The organism is Agromyces sp. GL_144 (assembly GCF_057834305.1).
Window position 1 is genome coordinate 124684 of sequence record NZ_CM174399.1, and the last position, 12720, is coordinate 137403.

The window sequence follows — 12720 nt, forward strand, 5'->3', positions numbered from 1 at the left end:
CACTCGAGCGTAGCGGCGGATTCCCAGTGAGCGCTCAGGCGGAGAAAGCGTAGCATTGGGCGAAGCTTCGTGCGAAGCGAACCTTCCTGCACGGTTTCGTCCTCTCCTCGATCCCCGGTGGTGCCCCCATGTTCCGTCTCGCCCGTTTCAGCCTGGCCAACCGCACGTTGGTCGCGCTCATCACGCTGCTGATCGCCGGCTTCGGCGTCTTCTCGATGACCCAGCTCAAACAGGAGCTCATCCCGTCGATCGAGCTGCCGCAGACGACGGTGGTCACCGTGGTCCCGGGTGCCAGCCCGGAGGTGATGGACGAACAGGTGAGCGTCCCCGTCTCGCAGGCGATCGCCGATCTCGACGACGTCGAACAGGTGGTCACGACCTCCTCGTCGAGCATGTCGATGGTGTCGATCGCGTACGCGTACGGCGCCGACGCCGACGAGTTCCGCGCCTCGGTCGAGCAGGCGCTGGACTCCATCTCCGACAACCTCCCGAGCGGCGCCGACCCGGACCTGGTGTCGGGCAGCACGGCCGACATCCCCGTGATCTTCATGACGGCGTCGTCGTCCGACGAAGACCTCACCGCACTCTCGAGCACGCTCTCCGACACCGTCGTGCCGCGCCTGGAGGCCATCGACGGCGTCCGTGCCGCAGCGGTCTCGGGCGGGGCATCCGAACGGGTCGTGATCACGCCCGACCAGACCGCGCTCGCGATGAACGGACTGAGCGCGCAGTCGATCTCGCAGACGCTGCAGGCCAACGGCATGACCCTGCCGGTCGGCTCGGTCACCGAGAACGGTTCCCTCATGCCCGTGCAGGGCGGCACGCCGGTCACCTCGATCGAGGACATCGACGCCCTGCCGATGGCGAGCCAGACGCAGCCCGGCACCGTCGTCACGATCGGCGACGTCGCCGACGTCGAACTCGTGACCGAGGAGCAGAGCTCGATCACCCGCATGAACGGCGAGGAGGCACTCTCGATCTCGATCACCGCGAACCAGGGCGGTGACGTCGTCGCGATCTCCCACGCCGTCGGCGATGCGATCACCGAGCTGACCGACGAGATCACCGGGCTCGACCTGACCATCGTCTTCGACCAGGCGCCCTTCATCGAGGAGTCGATCCAGCACCTGGCGATCGAGGGCCTGCTCGGCCTGCTGTTCGCCATCGTCGTCATCCTCATCTTCCTGATGTCGCTGCGCTCGACGATCGTCACGGCGATCTCGATCCCGCTGTCGGTGCTGGTCACGTTCATCGGGCTGAACCTCGGCGGCTACTCGCTGAACATGCTCACGCTCGGTGCGCTCACCATCGCGATCGGCCGCGTGGTCGACGACTCCATCGTCGTCATCGAGAACATCAAGCGGCACCTCTCCTACGGTGAGGCGAAGGTGCACGCCATCCTCGCGGGCGTCCGCGAGGTCGCCGGCGCGATCACCTCGTCGACGTTGACCACCGTGGCCGTGTTCCTGCCCATCGCCCTCGTCGGCGGCATGGTGGGCGAGCTGTTCGCGCCGTTCGCCCTGACCGTCACGATCGCGATGCTCTCGTCGCTGCTCGTCGCGCTCACGATCATCCCGGTGCTCTCGTACTGGTTCCTCCGTCAGCCGAAGGACGTCGCCGACCCCGAGGCCGTGCGTGAGGCCGCTGAGCAGAAGGAGCACAGGACCTGGCTGCAGCGCGGCTACAAGCCGATCCTCCGCGGCACGCAGAAGCATCCGGTCATCACGCTGATCGCCTCGGGCCTGCTCCTGGTGATCACCGTGTCGCTCGTGCCGCTGCTGAAGGTCGACTTCCTCGGCAGCACCGGCCAGAACATGATCATGGCCACCCAGACCTTCCAGGCCGGTTCGGATCTCGAGACGATCTCCGACGGTGCCCGCGACGTGGAGGACGCGCTGCTCGACATCGACGGCGTGGAAGACGTCATGCTCATGGCCGGTTCGGGCGGCGGCGGCGACTTCTCCGCCCTGCTCGGCGGCGGCGGCGGCACGGCGACGTTCATCGTGAACACCGATCCCGACGTCGACCAGGCCGCGCTCCAGGACGAGGTGCGCGACCGGCTCGCCGACATCGACGGCCCGGGCGAGGTCAGCATCTCGGATGCCGCGGCGATGGGCGGCGGGTTCGGAGGATCGGTCGACGTGCTCGTCACGGCCGAGAACGAAGCCGACCTGGCCGATGCGGCCGACGACGTGTACGCGGCCCTCGAAGGCACCCCCGACACGACCGAGGTGGCCAGCGACCTGGCCCCGGCGCAGCCGATCGTGCAGATCACGGTCGACCGCACGGTCGCGCTCGAGAACGGCTTCACCGAGATGGCCCTGCTCGGCATGGTCGGCAGCATCCTGTCGCCGCAGAGCGTCGGCGACGTCACGATCGACGACGAGCAGTACCAGATCTTCATCGACGCGGCCCCCGCGCCCGAGACGGTCGACGAGCTCGCGGCGATGCCGATCCCGACCCCGACCGGCCTCGTTCCGCTGAGCGACCTCGCCACGGTCGAGCAGGTGACGGTGCCCACCTCGATCACCCGACAGGACGGCGACCTCGTCGCGACCATCTCGGTCACCCCGGCCGAGGGCGAGCTGGGTGCAGTCACCGCCGACGTGCAGCAGCGCATCGACGAGCTCGACCTGCCCGCAGGCACGGACGCGACGATCGGCGGCCTCGCGCAGACCCAGCAGGAGTCGTTCGAGCAGCTCGGACTCGCGATGCTCGTGGCCATCGCGCTCGTGTTCCTGTTGCTCGTGGCGACGTTCCGCTCGCTCGCGCAGCCGCTCATCCTGCTCGTGTCGATCCCGTTCGCCGCGACCGGCGCGATCGGCCTGCTGCTGGCCACGGGTCGCCCGCTGGGCATCTCGGCGCTCATCGGCATGCTCATGCTCATCGGCATCGTGGTCACCAACGCGATCGTGCTCATCGACCTCGTGAACCAGTACCGCAAGCAGGGTCAGAGCGTGCGCGACGCGGTGTTCAACGGCGCGCGTCAGCGCCTCCGACCCATCCTGATGACCGCGCTGGCGACGATCTTCGCGCTCATCCCGATGGCGCTCGGCGTCACCGGTTCGAGCGGGTTCATCAGCCAGGACCTCGCGATCGTGGTCATCGGCGGACTCATCTCGTCCACCGCGCTCACGCTGATCCTCGTGCCGGTGCTCTACCTGCTCTTCGAGGGCCGTCGTGAGCGCCGGGCCGCGAAGCGCGCCGATGCTGCCGCCGACCAACAGCCCGCGGTCGCGGTCTGACCGCTCGATTCACTTTTCAGGAAGGGGTGTGGGCGCGTAGGGTCGTTCCGGCCTCGTGAGGCGCCGGATGCCGCCGCGTTCCCACACCCCTTCCTGAAAAGGTCGAGCCCGTCAGGCCGAGGCGAGCCCGTCAGGCCGAGGCGAGCACGGCCGCGCGGATGCGGGCCAGCCCCTCGCTGAGCAGTGCGTCGCCCGGGCCCGCATAGCCGATCACGAGCCCGGGCCGCACATCACCCGAGACGGCCGAGTAGTCGGCGAGCGGGGCGACGGCGACGCCCTCCTCCGCGAGCCGGGCGACCACGGCGGCGGATGCCTCGGGGCTCGCCAGTCCCACGACGGCATGCAGGCCGCCGTCGAGTCCGCTGAGCGGCGCGCCCGGTAGCTCGCCGAGGGCCTCGTGCACGAGTCGGCGCCGATGCGCGTAGTCGCGTCGGGTGGCCGCGATGTGGCGGCGCAGCGCCCCCGAGGCGAGGAAGGCGCGCATCGCCTCCTGCGCGGTTCCGCCGACCGGGCACGGTTCGTCGGCGCGGATGCGCGTGATCGCGCCCCGGAGCTCAGGGTCCTCCGGCAGCACGAGGTATCCGATGCGGAGCCAGGGCGTGAGCACCTTCGAGAAGCTGCCGATGAGCGCGGTGCGCTGGGCGGGACGGGCGGCGGCGGCACCGCCGATCGTCGCAGCACCGCCGGCGGATGCCTCGGGGCCGGTCGAGACCGGATCGCCCGTGGCATCCGTCGTCGACCTGAGCCGGTCGAGTGCGGCGAGGGCGGGCAGCGGCGCGCCGAGGTGGCGGAACTCGCTGTCGTAGTCGTCCTCGATGACGAGCGCCCCGGTCGCCCGCGCCCATTCGATGAGGCCGAGCCGGGTGGCCACCGGCAGTCGCCCGCCGAGCGGGTACTGGTGGCTCGGCGTGATCATGACGGCCTGCGGCGCCGGCGCCAGTCGCTGCAGCGCGGCGAGGTGGAGGCCGTCGGCATCGACCGGTATCGGCAGGATGCGGATGCCGCGACGCTCGAGGATGCGGCGAGCCGACGGGTAGCCGGGGTGTTCGACGGCGACCGCCGGCATGGCGGGGGCGTCGTCGCCGTGGCCGGTGGCGTCGTGGCCTTCGGCTCGGGCGATCTCGATGAGCGCAGTGCCGACGAGGGCGACGGCCTCGCTCGTGCCCGCGGTGACGACGATGTCGTCGGCCGTGCAGGCGATGCCGCGGGCCTGCCGCAGGTGATCGGCGATCTCGCGGCGCAGGCCGGCGAGGCCGAACGGCGGCGGCGACCACGCCGGGATCTCCGCTGCCGCCGCCCGCCGCCACGCCGAACGCCAGGCGCGACCGTCGATGCGCGCGGTCGAGGGGCGCCCGGGCAGGAGGTCGATGCGCGGCGTTCGGCCGGCCGGGTCGAGCGCGACGGAGGGTGCGACGACGCGCGGCCCCGAGGCATCCGCGCCCTCGGATCCGAGAGCGGCGCGCGCTCCGTCCGTGCCGTTCATGAGCGGTGCGGATGCCTCGGGGTCGACCACGAGCGGTGCGACGCGGGTCGGCGCGCCCTGGCGCAGCTCGAGGTAGCCCTCGCCGGCGAGCTGCTCGTAGGCGCCGACGACCGTGCTGCGCGAGATGCCGAGCTCGGCGGCCAGTGACCGGCTCGATGGCACCGGGTCGCCCGGGTGGAGGTGCCCCGAGAGGATGCCGCGGCGCAGTCCGTCGACGATCTGGGCGCCGAGGGCGGTTCCGTCGCGGCGGTCGAGCACGAGCAGCGGTCCGTCCATGGCGCCTCCAACTGGTTTGATCGAGCAAGCGAGAACTGGACTGAGCATACGACCAGTACGCGGGCGACACTCGAGACATGACCACGATCGACGCGCCCGCCTCAGCCACGCCCGAATCTCCCGCTGCGCCCGGGACACCCGTCCCGCCCGAAGCGGCCACGCCGTCCGCCGGCACGCCGGCTCGCCGCATCCGCCGCCTCTCCGAACGCCAGGTCGTCGATCGCGAGGCCCTCGACGCGCTGCTCGACGGGGAGCTCGTCGGTCACCTCGCCGCCGTCGTCGACGGCATGCCGGTCGTCGTGCCGATGGGCTACGCGCGGGTGGGCGACCACGTGCTCGTGCACGGCTCGACGGGCGGCGGCTTCGCCCTGCGCGCGGCCGCGACCGGCGCGACCGTCGCGTTCGCGGTGACCGCCCTCGACGGCCTCGTCTTCGCCCGCTCGCTCTTCGACAGCTCGATGAACTATCGCAGCGCCGTCGTCTACGGCGTGCTCGAACCGGTCGATCCGGCCGAGACGGATGCCGCGCTCCTCGCGCTCTCGGAGCGGTTGATGCCCGGGCGCCCGGCCGAGGTGCGGGCGATGACCCGCAAGGAGGTCGCCGCGACGCGCGTGCTGCGGCTGCGTCTCGACGACGTCGTGATGAAGGCGCGTGCTGCGGGCGCCTCCGAGGCGGCCGATGACGGCGAGGAGCACGCGGTCTGGGCGGGCGTCGTGCCGCTCGGGCGGGCATGGGGCGCGCCCGAGGCATCCGCCCTCACGCCGGCGGGAACCCCGCTGCCGCCCTCGGTGTCGGCTCTGACGGCGCCGCTCGAAGGGCACCGAGGACCGGCCTGAGCCGGCAGCCCGGCAGCCGGGAAGCCGGGCAGCCGGGCAGCCATTGGTCCGGCAGAATGAAGGCATGCCCGAACGACGCGCCCCTGATCGGCGCACGGCGTGGGGTGCCGGCGCCCTCGTCGCCGGCGTCGGTGTGCTGCTCTGGCTCGGCTGCCTGTCATGATGTCCAGGTTGGGGTGGGATTTCGCCGCCACCGTCGGCAGCGGCGGCCGAGGGGGAGTGCACGTGCCTGCCGGCGTCGCACTCGGGATCCTCGGCATCCTCGGTCTTGGAGCGATCGTGCTCGGCGCGGCCATCACCCGCACCGTGCTCCGCACGATCCGTGAAGCGGATGCCGCCGACGGGGTCACGCAGTCGCAGACTCTCGTACGCTCGAAGCGATGACCTCCGCGATCCAGCCCAGCGCACTGACGGCTCAGGCCTCGTCGTTGCGTGCCTCCCCGATTCCACCGGGCGCGCCGACACCTACGTCACCGAACACCTGACACTCGACTGGGTCGACACGGTCGCGCTCTTCGCCAAGGCGCGCTGTAGGTTCCCGTAGCAAATGTCCAATTCCCGCTGGACTTGTCATCAGCGTGTCCAAAAGGACGTTTGCTTGGGAATCTGAGCGGTGCGGTTCGTGGAGACCTCATGCGAGGACGGCATTTTCCACGGCAGTGTGCATGCCGATGGCATTCTGCCGCCTTCCGCGGAATCCCTAGATGAGCCGATCGTGGCGGTGCAGTAGACGCGCCCGTGCGGGCGTCTTCATCGGGCAGGGTAAACGGGCCCTCGCTCGCCGGGTCCAGCGTCTTCACTTCGACGGTCGACTCACGCCCCAATGCCCCACCGGCTATCGGGCTGATTAGGTCCGCAACTGTCTTCGCCGCGACTAGCCTCAACCAAATAAATAATCATTCACGCTGAAGGTCGCTCAGGCTGGAGGACAATTGCCGCCACACGCTGCACCCGATCTGGAGCTGGTACGCAAGACAATGCTCGACCTCATCTCGGGCCGGTGGACAAGAGAGCAAGCCGCCGATTGGGCGGCGAATTGGATCGTCGAGCCCGACCCGAACGTTGACAATCCGACCGTGTGGCGTGCTCTACAGGAGCTGAGCGGAGCCGATCTCAAGGTAAACGAAGCTGAGTACCTTCACGGGATAGAGGATTTTCGGGGCTGGCTCAGCGACCTAGGCTCGAACACAGATCGCCGCTGACCGATCCACTGCCGAGCACTGTCTCGGTCGCGCTTTGAGTATGCATCCTCGAGATGGGCCGGTTGGATTGGATACGCTCTGCCTGCCTGGATCGAGTTCTCAGCGGCAGGGCATTTCAAGGCTCGATTGGGAGAGGCTCAGGGATGACTGATGTGTTGAGCTTCGTGTTCGCCGGTGTCTGCCTGATTGGCGGACTGGTGGTGATCATCTGGCGGCATACGATCGCGAAACTCAATCAGGATCTATTGACCTGCTTGGGACGCCCAGGAGTCGCGGTCGCGAAGGGCTCAAGGCCGGGAGTGATCGCTTTTGTCGGTGCTGGTACTTGCTTGATTGGGCTGATCGCGGCGATCATGGCGTTCCGAAGCTTGTGACTTCGCCGCCGCGACTCAGCAGCGACTCCCTACCGCGGATGCGGATCCGGTTGCGGGCGCTGGGAGAGTTAGTCGACTTCGAGGTCAACCACGTATCCGCTGACGTTCGCTAGTAGAGCTTCGCCCGGCCGGTCTCGCCTCCGACCTCCAGCATGCTGGCGGATCCGCTGTCGGCACTACGCGAGATAGTTCGTCGCGGTGACTCCGATCATTGTGACCGATGCCAGCAGGACGAGTACACCTGCGCAGCCCGCCTTTGCAGGCTCTGCGACGGCTTTCGGACTGGACCGTTTGGCCTTCGCAGGCTGCTCTGGTTGCGGAACGTATGCGGATGGAATGTCGTACTGGCCGGCCTGAGGAAGCAACACCGGGAGGTTGACGAATTCTCCGTCAAGCCATTCGGTCGGGACCTCCGTCGCTTTGGTGCCCTGGATGACGACCTCGGCGGTCAACTGGGAGCCCTTGATCACGGCGTAGGCGGCGAGGAAGGCGCCGCGGGCAGTCGTGTGATCGATCGTGGGGAGGAAATGACGCGAAGTTGTTGGAGAAAGCTCACCGACACGCTCCCCATCGAGTCGTACTTCCACAATTTCGCGGACGGGGCCGCTCTTGAGTTGCTTCTCAGCTCGATGCAGGGTGACCAGTATGAGGTCGCGGGCGGACTTCGTGATGAACGGCTTGAGTTGAGCGAAATGTTCTTCTTCGCCGATGACCTGTAGCCCGCCGCCCCACGGCAAGATCGTGTAGCTCGCGTCTGGGGGCGTGTTGCGAGGAATATCGAGCCCGCCCTCGTATGGCAGGGCGAGTGAGATGCGAGAGTGAAACCGTTCCCCGCCTTCCCAGTGCTCACGGCGAACCATCCAGATGCGGGCCTCGGTGGTTGGCGTGTGGCCGGAAGCGGTAATCCTGTTGACGTCTGCGAGATACTTGCGAGTCTCGTCGCGCTCGATGTACCCGACGACGTGACCGTGGATTCGAACTGAGATTGCTTTGGGGTCGTGAGGATTATCCGGTTCGGGCACGAGCGCAGCCAGCAAGGTGACCTCGATCTCCTCGTCTTTTCGAGGAGATCGACCAACTGCGGCCGTGATCTCGCGTTCGCGCCATGCCTCGCCGGCAATTTCGACTGACGGGTACATGCCCGGTTTTGCGATTGGGTAATCCACCAATGGGCTCCTCTCGTAGGGAACGGCCCACTCGGAACCTACTCGCCGCGTTCAGCTCGGGGGCCCCCCAAGGCGGGGGTAGGCGTTTGCCGGCGCCAGCCGCGGAAGCTCACGCTCATCGAAGTGGCGGACTATCTCGTCGCAGGGCGGTCGAGGTCAGCGAAATCACCCTGTCGGATCTCAAGAATTGATTCGCAACGCCTGCCCGCGCGTCACCGTTGTGCACCTGGCTATCGGTTCCGCCTTGATCAAAGGCGGAACGAGGCCGAGCCGAACCAGACGGACGCTCACCTAACACGACCCGGCAATCCACGACCGCGAAATTCTGTACGGGCGGGTCGATCTGCCTGTTGGCAAGACCCGACAACGCTGGATCGGCGACCCACGCGGATCCGTCTGCGGGCTGGCTCGTGATGTCCGTGTCTCAGCCCACTAGGAGTTGTCGAGTCGCGTCGACGATGAGCCCGACGCATAGCACCATGAGAAAAATGAACACCAACGCGAACGTCCGCGGAGTCGAGTCCAACACGGTCGTCTCGCCGACACGCTTAGGCAAGCGGTGGAGCCGCACTTCCGTTCATCTGGCATATTCATCCCGGTTGAAGAAGAGCAGCAGCGCTACCACCAGAGCCACGATCCCGGCAGCGAGCTCAACGAACGCGTTGATCATGTCCAGAACCAACCAACCCCTCACATATCTCCGAGATCAACCTCGGCGCTTCCGTACGGCCGGCGAATGGAATCGAAAAGAGCCCGCCCAGGACAGCCATCCAGGCGGCTACGTCGCTCGAGCGAAGAAGAGCGTGAGCGCGAGGACTCCGATCCCGATCCAGCCGCATCCGGCAAAGGACAAGGTCGACGCATTGAAGGCGCGAGCCGAGCGAGATCTCGGGCGGCCAAGGACTGTCCCATGCTGCTCAGCAAACCAACGCGCCACCGGACCGCGAAACCGAATGAGGGCCACGCCGCCGCTGATCATCATGCCGGAGAGAACTAGCAGCGGGAACCGAGGGCTCATTCTGCAATGTTGTCGCACTGGGCGTTTCGGCGAGGTGAAATCATCCCATCACACGGCAGGTGATCGGCCGCCCGGAAACGGATCCTTGCGAGGCCATGTTCTGGCGCGGTCAGCATCCTGGTCCGGATCGTCGTCTCGTCGCTCTACGGCGGGTCCGCGCGTTCAGCCGGCACCCGCAGACCGAAATCGTCACTTAGCGGCGCCGCGGGCGCTTCCCACTGATCTCGCTGCTCGCCAAGGAGCTCGTGAAGAAATGACGGCCGATTAGCTATGTCGCCTCCGGTAAGCCAGGTGGGGAACCGCGGCGATAGCATGCGTCACATGGCTGAGGAACCCGCATCATCGATCACAGTCCATCACCACTTCGATGCTGTCCAGAAAACCGTTTGGGACGCATGGACGGATCCAGCGGTCGTGCGTCGCTGGTGGGGCTCGGACCCCGACGGCGTCGTGACATCGGCAGCGCTCGACGTGCGACCAGGCGGCCGTTTCGTCATCTCATTCCAAGATTCCAGCGGTGACCTGCATACCTGCACTGGCGAGTACCTCCGCGTCGAGGAAATGACCGAACTGGAGTTCACCTGGTCGTGGCTCAGCGAAACCAACAGCCCGTCACGAGTGAATGTGGTCTTCGCGGCGGATACAACCGGAACACGAATGCGTTTCGTGCACGGCGAACTCCGCGGCAGGTCGGATCACGACTACGCACAAGGATGGCGACGTACCTTCGCAAAACTGGACCGCATCCTCGCCAGCTAGCTGTCCGCATCCTGCCGCGGCGGGTTCCGGATGTGGGCCGGTGAGGCCACGTGCGTGGCCGGCGGAACTGTCGGGGGCCCGTCGGTGGAACCGAGCGGCGTGCGAAACCACGGCTGAACGCGACTCCGATCGCGGAGTCGATGGCGCCACGATGGGAAGCGATGGGCCTCTCAGAGTCCGCCTCCCGCATCGTGAACGATGCGAATCAGATGCTCGCGTCCCAGTCGGCACTGTTCAAGAACTCCGCCCTATTCGACCGCCCGGTCTTCTCGTCGATGATCGACTCTCAAACCCAGCAGATGATCTCGTCAGCGATCGACGCGACCGCGTGGACCAAGCAGATGCAGGGCATCACCGGAATATCTGCCTTCGCGAATGGTCTGCTTCCCAGCGACCTGCACCAGTCCCTCATGCCGCGTTGGGAGATGCCAGACCTCAGTTCGCTCGTCCCGCGTTGGGAGATGCCAGACTTCAGTTCGCTCATCCCGATCCCGTCGATCCTCCAGGGGCTCGACTTCGACTGGCTTATCCCGTGGCCTGCGCTCCAGGCACGTCCCACCCAACTGGATCGACGTCGAACTCGACCCCGATGACGCCGAACGTCACGTCCGCGCCATTCTGGAAGATGGCATCCCGCTCGGCTGGGTGCCGAACGCCGCGGTCATCCAGCGGCTGCTCGACGCGCCGGATCAGGCCGCGCGGCGTCGCGTCCTCAGCAACAATTGGCGAGGCATACTCACCCTCTGCGAACAGGTCACAGGGGAACTGCCGGCGCCGCGCGCGTTCTTCATGGTAGACATGATCCGCGCCGCCATCCGCGCGATACGTGCCGGCCATACCGAGGCCGGCCAGGCCCTCGCGACGAACGTGCTCGACACCACGATCTCGCAGTACAGCGCGCCGGAACGGCAGCTGAACAAGGGCGCCATCCTGAATCCTGAGCGGCAGGACTGGCTGGTCGGGCACGGGTGGAGGATCGCACTCTCGCTGGTCGCGGTCAATTCGTCGATGGCGGGCAAGTTCGGCCTGGACCACCGGGGCACGGCATTCCACCGGAACGTCACCGCTCACGCAGCGACCCGCCGACAGTACAACCGCATCAACGCCGTCATTGCGGTCATGCTCGCGGCCTCCACGCTCGCCAGCTACGTGTGGGACACGTCGGCGTTCGACTGACACCCCGAGACCCACCACCCCGCCACAAACTCGTGTTCGGTACGCGGGCCGCCTGGGGCGTTCACAGACGCACCTTCAAGACGAACGGCCGAGACTGGGGCCTCGTGCCCTGCGGACCGATTCGACCGCTATCGTCTGACCATGACTACCGTCCAGCCACGCCTCATCACGTCGGTGCTCGTGGAAGAAGATGAGCGGTCGGTCACGGTCACGTGGGGTCTTGGAGAGGCTGCTGACGTAGAACTAGTCGAATACTTCGGCTACGGGGTCGATTACTACGGACCTGATGGCAACGGCGGCAAGCGGTTCGGTGTGCGCTTTCATGAGAAGGTCACAGCCCACGTATTCGAGTGGTCGAGCAGTACTCAGGCGAACTACGAAGCCGACAGCGTCACGGTCGGGGAGGACGCGATCGTGGTCCACTACCGAGACGCGACAATCGGTCTCGCCGAGATCGGCACAATCCACGCGTTCAGTCAGGTGAACGGCACGGACTTGCAGGTTCGACTCCCCGTAAGCCTCTTGCGCTGAGCCATCCTCTGCGGGCGACGGGCGGGGATCGGTTGGCTCCTCTCGTTCCTGCGGATGATCGATCGAACCCAGCGACGACTTGCGGATCGGAGTGGTACGATAAGTGGTACCACTTTGGAGGCATGATGGCTATCACGACAAGCGAAGCCCGGCGCGATCTCTTCGGCCTGATCGAGCGCGTGAACCTCGATCAGACCGAGGTCGAGATTACGTCGAAGCGAGGCTCCGCAGTGCTCATGTCGAAAGACGAGTACGACTCCCTCGTCGAGACAAGCTACCTCCTGCGCTCACCTGAGAACGCGCGGCGGCTCCTCAGCGCCATGGAGCAGGCTCGAGCAGGCGACGTCGTCGAGCACCATCTCCTCGAATCTTGAGTGACCGGAACCTGGCTTGGTCTGTCGAGGGCTGGGAGGATTATCTCTACTGGCAGACCCAAGATCGTCGAACACTCAAGCGGATCAACACGATTATCGCCGACATTCTCCGCGACGACCCCTTCGAAGGCATCGGAAAACCCGAGCCCCTGAAGCATGCCCTGGCCGGAGCGTGGTCACGGCGGATCGACGAGGCCAACCGTCTCGTCTACATTGCCGATGAACGGTACGTCACGGTCCTGCAAGCCCGCTATCACTACTGACGAATCCTGTTTCACTC

General features: G+C 66.7%; 13 protein-coding genes. 11 read left to right on the top strand and 2 right to left on the bottom strand.

Going from position 1 to position 12720, the window contains the following annotated elements:
• Window positions 1-128: 128 nt before the first annotated feature.
• Entirely contained in the window at window positions 129-3245 is a 3117-nt protein-coding gene (locus AC3IPY_RS00560) for an efflux RND transporter permease subunit (protein WP_489186052.1), read from the top strand.
• A gap of 130 nt (window positions 3246-3375) precedes the next feature.
• Here the strand turns inward: AC3IPY_RS00560 and AC3IPY_RS00565 are convergent, their stop codons facing one another.
• On the bottom strand, window positions 3376-5004 hold the full coding sequence (locus tag AC3IPY_RS00565; RefSeq protein WP_489186053.1) for an aminotransferase-like domain-containing protein: 1629 nt from the start codon (window positions 5002-5004) through the stop codon (window positions 3376-3378).
• 77 nt (window positions 5005-5081) lie between these two features.
• On the opposite strand from AC3IPY_RS00565, the gene AC3IPY_RS00570 reads away from it, so the two are divergent.
• The 4 genes from AC3IPY_RS00570 (at window position 5082) to AC3IPY_RS00585 (ending at window position 7416) form a co-directional block, all read left to right on the top strand.
• On the top strand, window positions 5082-5840 hold the full coding sequence (locus AC3IPY_RS00570; protein WP_489186054.1) for a pyridoxamine 5'-phosphate oxidase family protein: 759 nt from the start codon (window positions 5082-5084) through the stop codon (window positions 5838-5840).
• Window positions 5841-5999: 159 nt separating this feature from the next.
• On the top strand, window positions 6000-6224 hold the full coding sequence (locus AC3IPY_RS00575) for a hypothetical protein (protein WP_489186055.1): 225 nt from the start codon (window positions 6000-6002) through the stop codon (window positions 6222-6224).
• Between the two features lie 593 nt (window positions 6225-6817).
• Window positions 6818-7042: a hypothetical protein gene (locus AC3IPY_RS00580; RefSeq protein ID WP_489186056.1), complete on the top strand. Its 225-nt coding sequence runs from the start codon at window positions 6818-6820 to the stop codon at window positions 7040-7042.
• 143 nt (window positions 7043-7185) lie between these two features.
• Entirely contained in the window at window positions 7186-7416 is a 231-nt protein-coding gene (locus AC3IPY_RS00585) for a hypothetical protein (RefSeq protein WP_489186057.1), read from the top strand.
• 176 nt (window positions 7417-7592) lie between these two features.
• Here AC3IPY_RS00585 and AC3IPY_RS00590 read toward each other — a convergent pair whose 3' ends face one another.
• Entirely contained in the window at window positions 7593-8582 is a 990-nt protein-coding gene (locus AC3IPY_RS00590) for an HIRAN domain-containing protein (protein ID WP_489186058.1), read from the bottom strand.
• Window positions 8583-9921: 1339 nt separating this feature from the next.
• Here AC3IPY_RS00590 and AC3IPY_RS00595 point away from each other — a divergent pair.
• From AC3IPY_RS00595 to AC3IPY_RS00620, 6 genes are all read left to right on the top strand, one after another.
• Entirely contained in the window at window positions 9922-10359 is a 438-nt protein-coding gene (locus tag AC3IPY_RS00595) for an SRPBCC family protein (protein WP_489186059.1), read from the top strand.
• A gap of 161 nt (window positions 10360-10520) precedes the next feature.
• A complete protein-coding gene (locus AC3IPY_RS00600) occupies window positions 10521-10952 on the top strand; it encodes a hypothetical protein (RefSeq protein ID WP_489186060.1) in 432 nt (143 codons plus the stop codon).
• A 52-nt stretch (window positions 10953-11004) separates the two neighbouring features.
• Window positions 11005-11535 (top strand): hypothetical protein, encoded by a 531-nt coding sequence (locus AC3IPY_RS00605; protein ID WP_489186061.1) that lies wholly within the window; start codon window positions 11005-11007, stop codon window positions 11533-11535.
• A gap of 141 nt (window positions 11536-11676) precedes the next feature.
• Window positions 11677-12066 carry a hypothetical protein gene (locus AC3IPY_RS00610; protein WP_489186062.1) on the top strand — a complete coding sequence of 130 codons (390 nt, stop codon included), beginning with the start codon at window positions 11677-11679 and terminating at the stop codon, window positions 12064-12066.
• A gap of 125 nt (window positions 12067-12191) precedes the next feature.
• Window positions 12192-12440 (top strand): type II toxin-antitoxin system Phd/YefM family antitoxin, encoded by a 249-nt coding sequence (locus AC3IPY_RS00615; protein WP_489186063.1) that lies wholly within the window; start codon window positions 12192-12194, stop codon window positions 12438-12440.
• Entirely contained in the window at window positions 12437-12703 is a 267-nt protein-coding gene (locus AC3IPY_RS00620) for a Txe/YoeB family addiction module toxin (RefSeq protein WP_067873295.1), read from the top strand. The genes AC3IPY_RS00615 and AC3IPY_RS00620 overlap by 4 nt, the downstream gene beginning before the upstream one ends.
• The last annotated feature ends 17 nt before the right edge of the window (window positions 12704-12720 follow it).